The organism is Streptomyces sp. NPDC029014 (genome assembly GCF_055564695.1).
This window is the reverse complement of sequence record NZ_JBVHVT010000027.1, coordinates 69,096-84,325: the sequence shown is the minus strand read 5'-3', so window position 1 is coordinate 84,325 and position 15,230 is coordinate 69,096. Positions and strand designations below refer to the sequence as shown.

Genomic DNA, 15,230 nt, shown 5'->3' with positions numbered 1-15,230 from the left:
CTCAACTCCCTTTCTCCGCCGCTCTCTCGGGCCGGCTCGTCTGCTAGGCTCCACCTTCATTCGATGTTCGTCGAACGGCGAATTTCCGAGCGGGCTCCGCCCTGCTCGTGCGCCCCGGACCCAAGGGACCCGATGACCCGCCCTCCTTCCCTCCGCACCTCCTCCAGCACCGGCGCGCCTCCGGCGCCACCGGCCGCCCGCTCGTCGCGGACCGTCGCCTTCCTCGCGTTCGCCACGATGTTCGTCATCGGTACGGACACCTTCCTCGTCGCCCCCCTGCTGCCGACCCTGACCGACGCCTTCGGCGTGCCCCCCGACATCTCGGGCTGGATGGTCAGCGCCTACGCCCTCGGCTACGCCCTCTTCGCCCTGATCGCCGGGCCGATCTCGGACGGGCGGGACCGGCGCCGGGTGCTGCTGACCGGGCTGATCGGGTTCATCGTCACGACCGCGCTGTGCGGGTTCGCGCAGGGGTTCTGGTCGATGATCCTCTTCCGGTTCCTCGCCGGCGTGAGCGCCGCATTCGTCTCCCCGCAGATCTGGGCGGCCGTCCCGGTGCTGGTGAAGCCCCGGGAGATCGTCCGGACCATGGGCTTCGCCACCGCCGGGCTGTCCATCGCCCAGTTCGCGGGCATCCCACTCGGCAGCTGGCTCGCCGCGGGCTCCTGGCACCTGCCCTTCTGGGCCATCGGCGGCCTCTCGGTCGCGCTGTGGCTGCTGCTCGCCCGCCTCTTCCCGTCCGTCCCGGCGGGCGGCCCGCCCGGGGTCGCGGGCAGCGGGGCGAAGGCCATCGTCGCCACGTACAAGACGGTGCTGGGTACCGGCCGACTGCGCTGGTACCTGCTGGGCTACCTCGTCTTCCAGACCGGCAACTTCGAGGCGATCTCGTTCCTCGGCTCCTGGTTCACCAGGGACTTCGGGCTGGACGTCGCCTCCGTCGGCACCGCGATGACGGCGGTGGGCGCAGGCAACGTCATCGGGTCCCTGTTCGTCGGCAGCCGCCTCGTCACGCGCCTGGGCCTCCACCGGTGCCTGCTGACCGGCGTGCTGAGCATGGCCGCCCTGTACTGCCTGGTCCCGCTCTCCCCGGACCTGACGGTCGCGCTGACGCTGCTGGCACTGGTGATGATGACCGGTGGGTGCGTCTTCCCGGTCTTCATGAGCATCCTGCAGTCGCAGACCGAGACCGCCCGGGGCACCGTCTCCTCGCTCTCGAACTCCGCGATGTACGTGGGCACCACCATCGGCGGCGCCGTCGGAGGGGTGCTCCTCGGCAACGTCACGGGGTTCTGGGGCGTGGCCGGGTTCACCGTAGCCGCCTGCCTCGTCTCGCTCTGCGTGTACGCGGCCGCAGGCGCCTTCGGCAGGCAGGAGGCGGGCGCGTGAGCACCCGGTACGGCACGCCCGCTCGGCCCGCTCGGCCCGCTCGGCCTGCGCGGGGTACCGCGGCACCGCGGGCCGGGCCGGGCCGGGCCGGTCCGGTCCGGGCAGGACTTCGTCCTTCTATGATCGTAGAACCTTGAATCTGCCAGCCCTGGTGCATCCGCCCCGGAAGGCAGCGCGGACTGGTGTGCCCACGACAGGAAGAAGGTCGCCCATGCGCAGCCCGCTCCACCACCCTGACCGGAGCGAGATCTCACTGGACCGGGTGCTGCACGCGCTCAGCGATCCGATCCGCCGGGACATCGCGCGCGTGATGCACCTGGAGGGCTCCCGCTCCTGCGGCCAACTCGACTACCCGATCGCCAAGTCGACGCTCTCGCACCACCTGAAGGTCCTGCGCGAGTCCGGCATCATGCACACCGAGGTCCGGGGCACGAGCCGGATCATCACCTTGCGGCGCGACGACCTCGAGGCCCGGTTCCCGGGCCTGCTCGACGCCACGCGGATCACCGGCCCCGCGCCGGACCCGGAGCCGGCCGGCGCGGGCGCGGCCTCCGCCTGAGGAAACCCTCCAGGCCGCTGGAGCAGCAGCAGCCCGACCGACCTGGTTGTCGGAGGGGCCGTTCAGAATGACGGTCATGACCGACGGAATCGTTTGGCTCGCCGCTCCCCAGTCCATCGCCTTCGGGGGCTACCACGTGGTGCTCGCCCGAGGGCTCTCCCCGGACGAGCTCGCCGACCGCCTCGCGCTAGCGGTGTCGGGTCACGTGAAGCACCACGCGGTGGCGGCCGGGAACCACACCGCAGAATCCCTGCTGGAGCTCATGGACGAGACCTACGACGGTCCGTACGGCGGCATCGGCCTGCGCCTCGGCCGAGCCGGGCAGTGGACGTACTCGGTCGCCTACGGCGGCTGGCAGGGTGAGTTCGACGGGCTGGCCCCGGTGTCGCGCGACGGCGCGGACGTCTGCCTGCTGGAGTACGAGGAGGAGAACGGCAAGCCGGTCCCGCCGCAGTTCGCGTACTTCCGCGACGGCCGCCTGCTGAGCGCGTGCAACCTGCACCTGGACACGTCGTGGGGCTACCGGGGCGTCGAAGGCGAACCCGCGACGGCTGCCCGCCTGGAGGAACTGCTGACGGCCGCCGGCCTGCCGGACCCCGAGCAGGACGAAGGGGAGGTCCACCGTACGGCGCTGAGCGTCATCGAGAAGACGTTCGGGCTCTCGCTACCGAAGGCGGCGATCGTGGACGGCTCCCTGCCGACCGTCCTGCTGGAACCGGCGTGGACCGTGCATCAGTAGGCCCCGAACGACCAGAAGACGCCCACCTCTTCGTCGGTGACCGCGATCAGGCCCAGGTCCTCGAGCAGGTCGAGTCCCTTGACGTAGGCGGACGAGACGAAGGCGTGGGACCTGGTTCCCCGGAGGCCGGCCGTGACGAAGTCCGGGGCACGGTCGGCGGCGGCAACCGTCGCGTTCGTCCAGTAGCGCGCGGTGGGGCCGTACCGGTCGAGCAGGATCCGGGCGTCGGCCAGCACCGCGTCCCGGTCAGGACGGGAACGGACGGGGCGGGGTTCCGACTGCCACTCCTCGCTCATGACGGCGAGCGCGCCGACGGCCGCATCCGCCTCCAGCGGGTACAGGCGGGCGGGGAACTCCGCTGCGGACGGCGGCTCGAAGGGGTACGCCGGCAACCCCCAGCGGGCGTCGTTGACGCGGTCCGCGTCCAGGCGGATCCAGCCGCGGGGGTCGCGGACCCGCCGGTGCATCACGGCGAGGACGTCGTACGCCCAGTCCCGGTGCCGGCGCGGGCCGGTGGCGACGAAGGTGTAGGGGTCGTCCAGCAGCCGCAGCACGGCCGCGTTCCACGGGCAGCGCAGACTGCGGAACTCCGTGAGGAGGCCGCGCACCTGCATGCCGAAGACGTCCGCCGGCTCGCGGGACATGCCGTGCAGCCGGTCCAGGACCCAGCGCACGAGCTCGCCCGCCCCGTCCGGAGTGAGACGCGCCGAAGGTGTGGGGAGCGGCAGCAGGTCCGCCCCGTCCACGAGGGCCTCCAGGCGGGCATCGAGCAGGTTCAGGGCAAGCCGGTCGGCATCGGCATCGCGTATCACCAGATCACCCTAGCCAGTCCGTCCACTCCCCCTGACCTGCACCAGTAGGACCACATGCAGAATGAATGAGGACGGGTAGGGGATGCCCGCGTGGTCGGACGTACGGGAGAGCGTGTGGTTACGCGTATTGCGCGTCACGAATGCGGTGCGGACGACGTGGCCGAGGTCATGGCGCCGATCGTCGAAAGCGCCGAGGAGGCGCTCGAGGGGCTCGCGACGTCGGAGGACGACCGCTACGACGCGTTGACGTTCTCCCTCGGCGCTGCGAAGTGGCACTGCCTCGCGGACCCGATCGCCGATCGGTTCACGACGTGGGAGGCGTGGATCCTCGCCATGCAGGTCGGCTCCGCCCTGTTCGCGGCGGGCCGGGCCTCCGAGGGGACGGTCACCTGTCGCATCGGCGTCAACCACGAGGTCAGGGAGCTCCCCGCCACAGGCGCGCAGGAGTACCTGCACGCCGGGAACTGGCTCACCGCCTTCTACCTCGCAGCGATCTGCCGGGAGAACGACCGGGTGAACCAGCTCGCGCAGGTTCCCCTGCCGTTCCTCCGCGCGTCCGGCGCGGAGTTCGACGAGTACGTCTACTCATGGGTGGAGACGCTTCAGAACCACTGGTCCGGGCGCCAGGAGACCTGGGACAGCCTGGTACGCGCGGTGGAGGGCACGGACCCCGATCACGCACGGGTCGCCAGCAGGGAGCTGATGCTGAAGATCCTCTACCCGCCGCTCAACCTCTTCCACCGGTACGCGACCCGCGACGAGGAGAGGTTCAACGAGGCCCTGGTCGAGGCGCTCACCTGGCACAAGGAGTACTGGACCGCGAACGAGGCCCGTGCACGCAGCGGCGAGGGCCTGGTTGCGCTGGGTCCGCTTGCCATGGCCTGCATGGCCCGTGACGCCGGTATGGCGATCGAGGTCGAGTCCGAGTACCTGCCCAAGGAACTCCTGGAGTTCGGTTGGGTCGGCGAGGTGGACGCGTGACGCCGGACTCCGAAGCCCCTGCTGGGTGGCGCACTTCCGGTGACGGGACGACCGAGCGGTTCGCCGGAAACCGGTCAGCGGTCCGGCCGGCTGTTGGCGCAGACGCAATGTGGCGAGCCACGGCGAGGGTGCGCACTGTTGGGCGACTTCTGTGAACGTGACGTCGAGCCGTCGTCCTAGGCGAGGCGGTTCGGTAGGCCGAAGCGGGGGAAGAGGCGGACGGTGTCGCGGAAGGCCGCGATGCCCGTGATGCGGTCCTCGGTGAACTCGATGACCTGCAGGGCCCACGGCTCGTAGCCGGCGCCGTCACGGCGGGGGCGGTACTGGCCGAACGCCGGGGAGCCGTTCGCCACGGTCGGGACCAGGCGGGAGCCGCGGCAGCCGACGGCAGGACCGGTCAGCCACGCCCGGATGTCACCGACCCCGCGCATCCACTTGGCGTACGGGGGCAGGCACAGCGTGGCGTCGACGTGGAGGAGCATGCTCAGCCCGTCCATGTCGTAGCGGGAGAACGCCGAGGCGTAGCGCGTGGCCAGCGCCCCCTGTACGGCATCGGGCGGCGGGGAGGCGGAGGGCCCGTCGGCGACGTTCTGCCGGCGCGCGGCCAGTGTGGCGCGGGCCCGTTGCAGCGCGCTGTTGGCGGACGCGACGGTGGAACCGTGCAGGTCGGCTACCTCCCGGGCGGAGAAGTCCAGTACGTCCCGCAGGATCAGGGTCGCCCGCTGCCTCGGCGGCAGGTACTGCAGCGCGGCGACGAACGCCAGCCGCACCGATTCGCCCGCCGTTGCCGCCGTCTCGGGGTCACCACCGCCGCCCGGGCAGGGCTCGATCCACCGCGTGCTGTCCGACGGCGCACCCGGCGGTGTGGCGCCCTCGGCCGGACCCGAGAGGTCCATCGGCAGTGCCCTGCGCCGGCCGGAAGCCAGGGCGTCCAGGCACACGTTGGTGGCGATGCGGTAGATCCATGACCGCAGCGACGACCGCCCTTCGAAGCGGCCGATGCTGCGCCACGCCCTCACCAGCGTCTCCTGAACGGCATCCTCGGCCTCGGAGTACGCCCCCAGCATCCGGTAGCAGTAGCCGGTCAGCTCACCGCGGTACGCGTCGAGCACGGCCGCCGCCGCATCCCCTGCGGAGTCCCCCATGCCACTACCTCTCTCTTTCCTCGACGGGCGGTCTCCGACGCCGACACGGGCAACCGCGAAGCCGCTCTCATGATGGAGCACCGGGCCATGGGGCCTGGGTCGAGGCCATGGCCAGTGCGACCGCCGCTTGCGACGCCACCCCGGCAGGACCCGTACCGCCAGCAGGCGCCGGCCGCCTCGAACAGCGGCCGGTTCCCGGCCAGGACCTCAAGCCCGCGCCCGTCGTTGCGGGTCAGCGCGCAGGACTCCAGGTGCAGCCCGACCCCGTCCTGCATGCCCGTCTTGCCGCGCACGCGGCGGTATCCGGTCAGGTGGTGCGAGAGCGGGCCCGGCGGCGCGGCCGAGCCGCCTCAGCGGCAGCAGCGCCTGCGCCCGGGTCATCTGCGGTTCGGCGCCGTCACCCGTGTGGGCGGCGACGTGGTGGTGCACCGCGGCCACCGGCTGCACGCCGTGGCCGTCCGCCTCGTACCGATCCCGCATCCGGCGGGGCATTGGCCGCATCGGCCGAACCAACCGGATGATGCAGCCCGTTCCCGACACCCGACACCCGACACCCGACACCCGACACCCGACACGCGACACCCGACCGCGGGCCGGGGCCGCAGGCCGTGCTCACGAGCGGCTCCGGCGACGGTCAGGACGCTCGGCGGCGCCGGGCAACACGGCGCGGTCCGCGCCGGCCCGTAGGCGATTCGGGAGCCGCCTGGGGAGAGGAGAATCCGCCCGGCACCGGAGCCGGAGCCGGTCTGGCGCTGGGCGGGGTCGACACCGGGCTCGTGCTCACGGCCGCGCCGACCGGGACGGGGCGCTGTGCCCGGCCGAGGACGGACATGTGGGGGATCAGAGGCGCACAGGCCTGGCAGACTTCGGCCACCGTCCAGACCTGTCCTACTGCCGCGTTGTGCACCAGGACGAGCAGCGTGGCACCGATGCACTGGACGCGCTCCTCATGGAGCGCGCACTGCCTGGCCCGGCAGGCGCAGGCGGCATCGGGGCGGACGGTGGCCAACCGGGCGTGCGCTCTGGCGTGGTCGGCGGCGAAGCGCTTCAGGAAGGCGGTGTCCTTCGAGCGGGGCGGCATACGACAGGCTTCGGTGCTGCAGCTGACGGACGCGCTGTGATCGGTGTGGCCGGTGAGTCGGACCGTCCAGGTCCGTCCGGGCACGCGCGAGCCGGGGATGAGTGACAAGTTCAGGTCCGATCGTCGTGATGGAGAGGGGTGAGTCGCACCGCCGCGGAGCCGGTCGCAGCGAGGGCGGACTACGCGGCGCTGCCGACCCGGGCGGGGCGGACTCCGGCGCAGCGGTCATCGGACGGCCTGAAGGCGTAGCGTCTTTGTCGCATGTGCCTGCGGGCCATGTCAATGGCGCGTCCAGCCACCCGGGTGGGGTTGTGGGTGTGATGATCCACGGCCATGCGGTCCCCGTCGAGGACGATCTCGCCCCGAGGGGTCCGGCCGCGGCCGTGCACTGCCGGCGCAGACGGGTGGGCGGATGCGTGCTGTCCACGCAGTGCGCGCGGCGCGCCGACACCCGACGCCGCCGCCATATGCGCGGCGAGCCGTTCCCGCAGCCCGCGTTCCGCGCGCTCGGCGGCCTCCCGACCCGCGGCGCCGCCGAGCACGGACGCCGCGACCGACTCGCCGGTCCATGAGCCCGACGGCCGCCCCGGTGGAGGCGATCCGCGCGGCACCGGCGTCGGCAGGGTACTCGGCGCGCTGCGTGCTGCGCAGCGTGAGCTGCTCCGGAAGGCAGGAGCGGCCCGAGTGCGGCCACCGTCGCCGCATCACGCCCCACCTCGGAGGCGCCCGCGCCGGGTTGCGCCATCTCGGCGGCGAGCTGCCCGCCGTACCGGCGCACCCGCGCGATCCCGCCGGGCGCACGACGGCACCTAACAGGCGGGGGAGGAGCCCTTCTGGCCGGTGAGGTCGCGGTTGTACAGCCACCCGGTGGCGTTCGTGCCCTCCACCCGCACGTACGTCCACTGGTTGCCGTACTGGTTGACGACGTAGCACTGGTACCAGAGCTTCGTGCCGTTCTTGACGAGGGCACCTGCAGTGCAGTTCTGGTACGGCGCGGCCAGGAGGTGGTGGTCACCGGAGATGTAGCCGTACGTGCCCGGCTTCGGGTCCTTGTGGGTCCAGCCGGCGCAGCCCGTCGGTACGGCGCTCGGCTGGGCCGGGGCGCCCGAGGACGACGCCTTAGGGGAGGGCGACGCCGTGCCCGGTTTCTTCGAGGCCGCGGCGGACGGCTTGGCCCGGGTACCGGAGGGGGAAGGGTCCGGGCCGGCCGCGCCCGGCGCGTCGCCGGACGTCTGCTGGTCGGAGGCGGCCGCCGGCGGCGTCACCGAGGCCTGGTGACGTGCTCCGCCGCCCCCGCTGGTCATGGCGTACGTGACGCCTCCCGCGGCCAGTACGGCGACCACCGCCACGGCGACCGCGACCCGGCCGCGGCGCCGCGCCCGGCCCGCGGCCGCCGCCCCGGTGGCGTGCACGGTTGAGCTGGGAAGCTGCCCCGACGGCCCGCCCTGCGGCGGGAACCCGGGGTGCGGGGCGGGGGTCTGGTGCGGCTGCTGAAACGATTCGGCGGGGGGTGGCGGGCCGAAGCCGGCGGGCGGTCCCGCGACGGGCACGGCAGGCGGTACGGCGGCGGCCGGTACGGCTGCCGGCGCGGCGGCGGCAACCGGCGCCGTAGGGGTGGGCTCGACGGCGACCGGAGCCGACGTCGGCACGACGGGAGCCCGGTGCCCGGCCGGAGCCGGCTGTGCCGGTTCCTCGCCGGCGGCCCCCGACGCCACCCGCTCCAACATCGCCCGGGCCTGGTCGGCGGTGGGCCGGCTCTCCGGCTCCTTCGCCATCAGCGCCACCAGCACCGGCCCCAGCGGCCCCGCCCGCCGGGGGGCGGGCAGCGGTTCGGCGACGATGGCGGACAGCGTCGACCACACGGAGGTCCGGCGGAACGGCGAGACGCCCTCCACCGCCGCGTACAGGGTCATCCCCAGTGACCAGATGTCCGAGGCGGGTCCCGGCTCCCGGCCCTGGGCGCGCTCCGGCGGCAGGTAGTCGAGCGAGCCGACGATTTCGCCGCTGTGGGTTAGCTTCGCCAACTCCTCGTCGCCGGGCGCCTGCATGCTGGCGATGCCGAAGTCGGTGAGCACGACCCGGCCGCCGCGCTCCAGCAGTACGTTGCCCGGTTTCACGTCCCGGTGCAGGACGCCCGCCCGGTGCGCGGCGTCGAGCGCGTCCATCAGCTTGGCTCCGATGGCGGCGGCCTCGTACGGGTCCAGCGCGCCGCGCTCGGCCACGACTTGGTCGAGCGAGGGCCCGTCGACGAGCTCCATCACGATGACCGGCAGGCCCTGCTCCTCGGTCACGTCGTGCACGGTGACCACGCCGGTGTGCCGGATGCGCGCGGCGGCCTGTGCCTCGCGCCGCATCCGGGACCGCAGGTCGGCCCGTTCGGCGGGGCTGGTGTCGGTGTAGGCGCGCAGCAGCTTGACGGCGACCTCCCGGTTCAGCACCTCGTCGACCGCCCGCGCGACGACGCCCATGCCGCCCCGGCCGAGCACCTCGGTCACCCGGTAGCGCCCCCCGAGTGCACTGCCGACCAGGCCGCCGTCGTTCGCCTGCTCCGATGGCACCGGCACCGTATCTGCTCCGTTCCTTCAACGGCCGTCCGGCGACGGCCTGCCGGGGCCCAAGCGTAGAGGCATGGTCACGCCAGGGATGCACCGCCCGTTGACGGCGTCTCAGCCAGCCGGCGCAGGGGGTGCTCCAGGGGCCGCTCCGGGGGCCGCTCCGGGGGCAGATCAGCGCCACCCCGCCGCCGCCCCCCACCCCCTACGCCCTGGACGCCGACTCCCTGGCAGCCGCCTTGCAAAACGGTCCGGTGATGGTCGGTCTGCCATGGTTCAACGCCCGGTCCAGCCCGGCCGGCAACCACCACCTCGACACCGTTCCCCACTGGCGTACCTCCGGCCTGGCCGGAGCCCCCGAAGTCGTCGCCCCGGTCGTGGCCCTCGCACGGGACGAGGCCGCCCGCACCGGACTCCCACGGCCGGATCGTCCCCGACCGCACCGTGCTGCGGATGCCGCAGCTCCCGAGGCCCTGGCATCGAGCGTCGGCGGCGACCGCCCTTCCGCCCGTCCACCTGCTCGCCGCGCCGCACCGACCGGTCGACGCGATCCGACTCCACGCCCGAGGAGCGTGCCCATGACGTCCTTCCACGCCGCGATCGTCCACCCCGACCGATCCACCACCTACTGCGGAGAGGTCGACGAGGCACACGTCGCCACCGCCCGAGCGATCGCCCTGCTCGACCACACGCCCCGCTTCGTCCGCGAACACCGCAACCGACCCGGCAGCCTCTTCATCCTCCGCGACGACGGCAACCTTGACGTCTACGAGCCGGTCGGAATCGAAGCCACCCCCCACACCCCGGCCCCCGCCCCGACCGGCACCGGCGAGGCGGTGCTGCCCGCGGCGGCCGAGCTGCTCAGCGGGGCCTCGGGCACCGTTTGGATCCCCGGTGCCCTCCGCATCGGCGACGGCAGCATCGGGGGCGCCATGGACACCCCGGGCAACCCGCCCCGCGTGACCCTGCACACCACCGAGTCCCCGGCCGGCGGCCGCTACCTGGAGTCCCTCAGCTCGTACCTGATCGAGGTGTCCTCCGAGCCCCAGCTCGTGTACTGCCCCGTCACCGACCGGGTCGCCCAGCTCGGCCCCCTCGACGAATCCGCGCGGGCCCTGCGCAACGACGGACAGCGCCGGACCAACCGCGAAGGCAAGGTCAACATCCAGATCGAAGTCCTCGCCTATGCCAAGGACCCGTGGACGACCGGTTGGGACCCCGCCCAGAAGCCCGGCTGGGGCTCCGTCCTGGCCGCCGCCCGCTCCTGGGGCGTCCCCGACGAGTTCCCGGCCGGCCCGCCCGCCCCCTATCCCGGTCCCGACAAGCCGCGCTCGCGGTCGGTGTGGCAGAACTCGGGCGGGTACTTCGGGCACTGCGACGTCCCCGGAAACGATCACGGCGACCCGGGAGCCCTCGACACCTCCAAGGTGCTGGGCGGCCCCGGCGGCGGGGGAGTACCGCCCGCCGCGGGGGACGCGTTCCCCGGCGCGGACCGGTTCGGGCCGGGCGCGGTCAACGAGTACGTCACCCGGCTCGGCCGGATGCTCGTCTCCCGCGGTGGCGGGCGCTTCTACCGCGTCGGTCCGGGCCCCGAGTGGGGCGCGGCCGACCGCCGGGCCACCGAAGCGTTCCAGCACGCCCAGGGCTGGACGGGCTCCGACGCCGACGGCATCCCCGGCCCCACCACGTGGGAGCTGCTCGTCACCGGCCGCGGCAACGACATCCCCGACGCCACGGACACCGGAACGCGCCGGGTCAGCGTCGCGCACCTCGGGGCCGCGGCCGAGGCCGACATCCCCGGGCCCGACGGCCACACCACCTACGCCGACGAGGTCCGGGTCGTGGAGGACGCCCTCGTCGCCGAAGGCCTCCTCGACGCCCGCTACGCCGACGGCAGCTACGGAACCCGAACCCGCGACGCGTACGCCGCCTGGCAGCGCAGCGCGGCCGGCGGCTCCTACACCGGCCCGGCCGCCGACGGCATACCCGGCCTCGGTTCCCTGCAACGACTGGCCGCCCGCCACGGCTTCACCGCCACCCCCTGACCGCACCCTTCCCACACCCGAGGAGAGACCCCGTGTCCCGAACCGCCCCGGCGTCCCGCATAGTCGCCGACATCGCCGAGCGCACCGTCCTCACGTACCTGGAGGCCTTCCTCGGCCTCCTGCTGGCCGGCGCCACCACCGACATCGTCGACCTGTCCGTCCTCCAGGCCGCCGCCGTCTCCGCGCTCCCCGCCGGCCTCGCCGTCATCAAGGGGGCCATCGGTTCCCGCCTCGGCCAGGTCGGCACCGCCGCCTGGCTGCCCGAGCCGCCCCCCGACACCATCCGCCCCTGACCCTCGGAGTCCGCGGTGCCCGACCGAGAGGGCGTCGGCGAGCGGGCCGGGCTCCGCTGCGCCCTTGGAGCCGGGCCCGCGCCGATCGATCCCGGTGCGGCGTCGGCCATGGCCGTACGATCGCTCGGACCACCACCGCCGCCGACGACGACGGAGTTCGGTCTCGCGAAGGAGAGCCCGATGCCGAACCCGACGGTGAACTTCCCCGCGCAAGACGTCCGTCGCTCCGACGCGACGGGCTCGCAGCGCTGATCTACTCGCTGAGCGTCTCGGTGGACGGCTTCATCACCGACCGCGAGGGCGGGTTCGGATGGACGGACCCTTCCGAGGAGCAGCTTCGTTTCCACCTCGCGCAGACGCGCGAGCTCGCGGCTACCTGTGCGGCCGCAGGCTGTACGAGACCATGCTGCCGTGGGAGACGGATCCGTCGCTGCGCGACGACGAGCTCGGAGCCGCGTTCGCCGACGTCTGGTGCACAGTCCCGAAGGTCGTCTTCAGCCGCACGCTCACCAGCGTTCAGGGCAACGCCCGCCTCGCCGGGGCGTCAGTGGCGGAGGAGGTCGCTGCGGCGCTCGACGCGACCGACAAGGACGTCTCGATCGGCGGCGCCGGCCTGGCCGCGGCGGCGATCGAGCTCGGACTCGTCGACGAACTGCGCATGTTCCGCAATCCGATCGTCGTCGGTGGCGGCACGCCCTTCCTGCCGCCGCTCACCGAAGCGGTACGGCTGGAGCTGGTCGGGACCAGGACGTTCGGTTCGCGCGTGATCTACGAGCGCTACCGGCGCGTCCACGACGGCTCGGACTGATCGGCAAACCCCTTTGCCGGCGGCCCCGAGGGGTGGTGTTCTACGGGCATGAGCAGAATGGCGCAGGTCCTGGTGCTGGCACGGTACGAGGACGAGGTGATGGAGCCGCTGACGCAGCCCGACGAGAACCGCACCTGGCGCGGGGTCTTCCGGCAGATCCCGGACTGGTTCGTGGGCGGATGGCACCTGGAGTTCGAGCGCTGGCGCGGGCGGCGAGGGGTACTCGCGGACCTGGAGGCGCTGCCGTGGAACCAGCCGGAGTGCGTACAGGTGCTCCTGCACGACGAGGACGACGACTGCTTCGGGCTGTGGATGTTCCACGACGGCAAGCTGACCGAGGTGCCGCTCGCACGTGTGCAGCGCGTCTTCGGCGACCCCCCGCGCGACCACCCCCACCCCGGTCACCTGGAGCGGACCGACACCCCGCACTACGACCCGTCGGAACACCGTCCCGGGTACGCGGAGGACCCGCGCCTCTCCTGGTGATACGTAAGTCCTTTGGTCCGCCTGGCGGACGCACATACCCTCTGGCTCATGAACCACGGGGGGAACGATGAGTTGCGCAGCTATCAGGTGGGGTCGGTTCGTGCCGAGCTGCGCTCGCTCACGGTGACCGACGACCGTGAGGGCATGCTGGAGGGGACGCCGCATCTCCATCGTCGCTTTCGTCTGATCGGCATCGACAAGCAGCTGGCGGCGACGCCGCATCTGTACGTGCACGATCTGGCCGCAATCCGGGCCGATGAGAAGGCGCGGGTCGAAGAGTGGCTGCCCCGACTGAGGGTCCATGCCCGGTTGACGTCATGGTGGACGCCCGAGGGTGTCGCAGAATTCGGGGAGACGGTGCTCTCGGTGCTGTGGTTCCAGGCGGCGGCGCAGGATCCCTTCGCCCGCCTGGCCACGATCGTGCGTCCTCTCGACTGGACGAGGCTCGCCAGGTTCGAACCCTTTGACGACTGATGGTGCGGTGTTCCACCGGGTGTCGCCGTTGCGGCCCGTCCGGCCGTCGAGCGCGACTGGAGGCGATCGGATGAGCATTTTCGTATAAATAATGACGAATAATGCGCACATTGCCATATCGGCGCGGTTTACCCCAATTTCCGTATTTCGGACATTACGCTACCGCCGTCGACCAGCGACGACGGAAGGAATGCCGTGCCCCTCGAACCCCATCATGGCCGTCGGACGGCCGCGAAGTCCGTGCTCCCGCGCGCGAAGTCCCGCGCCGGCGGGCGCCTGGGACGGCTACGGGCCGCCGTCGTGGCCAGTGCCCTGCTCGCCGGGCTGAGTCCGGTGGCGGCCGGTGCTCCGCAGGCCGCCGCCGTGACGGGGCACAAGGGCGATCCGACGCAGTACTGGAACAAGGTGCTGCTGCAGACGTTCCGCAACGCGCGGGGCTGGGACGCCTCGCCCGGCAAACTCTCCAGGTCCGGTGCGATGGTCTTCGCGGCGATCTACAACGCCGAGAGCGCCTACCAGAACACGTACGGAACCCTGAAGTACGAGCCGTACCTCAGCCGGCCGCTGAAGTACGCCAGCGATTCCTCGAAGCCCGGTCCGGACGAGGAGGAGCGGCTGATCGACCGCACCGCGTACCGGATGATCTCCGAGCTGTACCCGGGCGACCAGGGCTTCATCGACGCCCGGTACAAGGCCCGGACCGGCCGCTCCCCGCACGCCCCCGACCCCCTCGACCACGTGGTCGACCGCGTCGTGAGGCAGATCAACAAGGCCCGGGCGGGCGACGGTTCGGACAACCCGCAGGTCTACGACGGCGACACCACCACGCCCGGAGCCTGGCGGCCGACGGGTGAAGCGGCGACGGCCGACGAAGGGGCCTGCCAGCAGCCGAGCGACGCGGTGACCCCGAACTGGGGCAAGGTGAAGCCGTTCGTGCTCCGCTCCGGCTCGCAGTTCCGGCCGCCCACCCTGCGGGGTTTCACCTCCTACGAGGAGATGCTGGACAGCCCGGAGTACGCGGCCCAGGTCGACGAGGTGCGACGGGTCGGTGCCGTCGACTCCACCGAGCGCACCCACGAACAGACCGTCGTCGGCTGGTTCTGGGACCACGACCTGAACGGCACCTACCACCCGCCGGGCCAGCTGCTCCAGCTGACCGGGACCGTCGCCAAGACGTTCAAGCTCAACACGTACGACACCACCCGCCTGTTCGCGCTGTCGGCGCTGTCGCTGGCGGATGCCGGGATGACGGCCTGGGACAGCAAGTTCGACTCCCCGATGAACGAGTGGCGCCCGGTGTCCGCGATCCGGGCGACGGGCGGCGAGAACGCGGACTGGCAGCCGCTCAGCGCGGACCGGGCGGGGACGCCGTGGACCCCGTGCTTCCCCGCCTGGACCTCCGGGCACGCCAACTTCACGGGTGCGTGGGCGGCCGCGATGCAGAACTACTTCGGCCGTGACGAAGCCTCGTTCGTCGCACAGTCCGAGGACCCGCACACCCTCGAGCGGTTCCGCCGGATGAACAGCTTCAGCCAGGTCGCCGAGGAGGGCGAGTTCAGCCGACTCTGGCTGGGCGTGCACTTCCGCTGGGACGCCGAGGACGGGAGGGAGATCGGTACCAACGTCGGCGACTACGTGTTCGCCAACGCGCTCCGGCCGACGCAGCAGAAGGGTAGTCCGGACAAGCCGTGAGTCCGGACGTGTCGATATCCGTCAGCGCCTCCGCCGAGCACCGCACGGCGAAGGCGCTGACGTGCGTCTGAGCTGTTTGGCAGTGCGCCCCTCGTCCTTTCGTGTGGCGGGTCCGGCGAGGGGGCGGCCGGTGGGGACGGCACCGGTCGACGATCGGTGAACTGGCCAATGGAATCG

The 15,230-nt window shown here is 72.3% G+C and carries 15 protein-coding genes; 12 read left to right on the top strand and 3 right to left on the bottom strand.

Annotated elements, in window-relative coordinates; all coding sequences use genetic code 11:
• Nucleotides 1-132 precede the first annotated feature (132 nt).
• The 3 genes from ACZ4VL_RS17155 to ACZ4VL_RS17145 all read left to right on the top strand — a co-directional run bounded on the left by ACZ4VL_RS17155 (nucleotide 133) and on the right by ACZ4VL_RS17145 (nucleotide 2,684).
• Complete coding sequence (locus ACZ4VL_RS17155; RefSeq protein WP_468200345.1) at nucleotides 133-1,386, top strand: MFS transporter; 1,254 nt, start codon at nucleotides 133-135, stop codon at nucleotides 1,384-1,386.
• Nucleotides 1,387-1,597: 211 nt separating this feature from the next.
• Nucleotides 1,598-1,945 (top strand): ArsR/SmtB family transcription factor, encoded by a 348-nt coding sequence (locus ACZ4VL_RS17150; RefSeq protein ID WP_468200343.1) that lies wholly within the window; start codon nucleotides 1,598-1,600, stop codon nucleotides 1,943-1,945.
• A 76-nt stretch (nucleotides 1,946-2,021) separates the two neighbouring features.
• Nucleotides 2,022-2,684: a DUF6461 domain-containing protein gene (locus tag ACZ4VL_RS17145; RefSeq protein ID WP_468200342.1), complete on the top strand. Its 663-nt coding sequence runs from the start codon at nucleotides 2,022-2,024 to the stop codon at nucleotides 2,682-2,684.
• Here ACZ4VL_RS17145 and ACZ4VL_RS17140 read toward each other — a convergent pair.
• The gene (locus ACZ4VL_RS17140; RefSeq protein WP_468200340.1) at nucleotides 2,678-3,496 is read right to left on the bottom strand and encodes a hypothetical protein; all 819 of its coding nucleotides are present in this window, start codon (nucleotides 3,494-3,496) and stop codon (nucleotides 2,678-2,680) included. The genes ACZ4VL_RS17145 and ACZ4VL_RS17140 overlap by 7 nt on opposite strands.
• 114 nt (nucleotides 3,497-3,610) lie before the next feature.
• On the opposite strand from ACZ4VL_RS17140, the gene ACZ4VL_RS17135 reads away from it, so the two are divergent.
• On the top strand, nucleotides 3,611-4,477 hold the full coding sequence (locus ACZ4VL_RS17135) for an immunity 49 family protein (RefSeq protein ID WP_468200338.1): 867 nt from the start codon (nucleotides 3,611-3,613) through the stop codon (nucleotides 4,475-4,477).
• 176 nt (nucleotides 4,478-4,653) lie between these two features.
• Here the strand turns inward: ACZ4VL_RS17135 and ACZ4VL_RS17130 are convergent, their stop codons facing one another.
• Nucleotides 4,654-5,622 carry a sigma-70 family RNA polymerase sigma factor gene (locus ACZ4VL_RS17130; protein WP_468200336.1) on the bottom strand — a complete coding sequence of 323 codons (969 nt, stop codon included), beginning with the start codon at nucleotides 5,620-5,622 and terminating at the stop codon, nucleotides 4,654-4,656.
• Nucleotides 5,623-6,551: 929 nt separating this feature from the next.
• On the opposite strand from ACZ4VL_RS17130, the gene ACZ4VL_RS17125 reads away from it, so the two are divergent.
• Both ACZ4VL_RS17125 and ACZ4VL_RS17120 read left to right on the top strand, forming a co-directional pair.
• Nucleotides 6,552-6,743 (top strand): hypothetical protein, encoded by a 192-nt coding sequence (locus ACZ4VL_RS17125; protein ID WP_468200334.1) that lies wholly within the window; start codon nucleotides 6,552-6,554, stop codon nucleotides 6,741-6,743.
• 271 nt (nucleotides 6,744-7,014) lie between these two features.
• Nucleotides 7,015-7,275 carry a hypothetical protein gene (locus tag ACZ4VL_RS17120; protein ID WP_468200332.1) on the top strand — a complete coding sequence of 87 codons (261 nt, stop codon included), beginning with the start codon at nucleotides 7,015-7,017 and terminating at the stop codon, nucleotides 7,273-7,275.
• 237 nt (nucleotides 7,276-7,512) lie between these two features.
• Here ACZ4VL_RS17120 and ACZ4VL_RS17115 read toward each other — a convergent pair whose 3' ends face one another.
• Entirely contained in the window at nucleotides 7,513-9,171 is a 1,659-nt protein-coding gene (locus tag ACZ4VL_RS17115; RefSeq protein WP_468200368.1) for a serine/threonine-protein kinase, read from the bottom strand.
• A gap of 662 nt (nucleotides 9,172-9,833) precedes the next feature.
• Between ACZ4VL_RS17115 and ACZ4VL_RS17110 the strand changes: the two genes are divergently transcribed.
• The 6 genes from ACZ4VL_RS17110 to ACZ4VL_RS17085 all read left to right on the top strand — a co-directional run bounded on the left by ACZ4VL_RS17110 (nucleotide 9,834) and on the right by ACZ4VL_RS17085 (nucleotide 15,053).
• Entirely contained in the window at nucleotides 9,834-11,300 is a 1,467-nt protein-coding gene (locus ACZ4VL_RS17110) for a peptidoglycan-binding protein (RefSeq protein WP_468200330.1), read from the top strand.
• A gap of 32 nt (nucleotides 11,301-11,332) precedes the next feature.
• Nucleotides 11,333-11,593 carry a holin gene (locus ACZ4VL_RS17105; protein WP_468200329.1) on the top strand — a complete coding sequence of 87 codons (261 nt, stop codon included), beginning with the start codon at nucleotides 11,333-11,335 and terminating at the stop codon, nucleotides 11,591-11,593.
• 403 nt (nucleotides 11,594-11,996) lie between these two features.
• Nucleotides 11,997-12,401: a dihydrofolate reductase family protein gene (locus ACZ4VL_RS17100; protein WP_468200327.1), complete on the top strand. Its 405-nt coding sequence runs from the start codon at nucleotides 11,997-11,999 to the stop codon at nucleotides 12,399-12,401.
• Between the two features lie 48 nt (nucleotides 12,402-12,449).
• Nucleotides 12,450-12,887: a hypothetical protein gene (locus ACZ4VL_RS17095; RefSeq protein ID WP_468200326.1), complete on the top strand. Its 438-nt coding sequence runs from the start codon at nucleotides 12,450-12,452 to the stop codon at nucleotides 12,885-12,887.
• Between the two features lie 48 nt (nucleotides 12,888-12,935).
• Complete coding sequence (locus ACZ4VL_RS17090) at nucleotides 12,936-13,361, top strand: hypothetical protein (protein ID WP_468200325.1); 426 nt, start codon at nucleotides 12,936-12,938, stop codon at nucleotides 13,359-13,361.
• 195 nt (nucleotides 13,362-13,556) lie between these two features.
• Entirely contained in the window at nucleotides 13,557-15,053 is a 1,497-nt protein-coding gene (locus tag ACZ4VL_RS17085; RefSeq protein WP_468200323.1) for a vanadium-dependent haloperoxidase, read from the top strand.
• Nucleotides 15,054-15,230 lie beyond the last annotated feature (177 nt).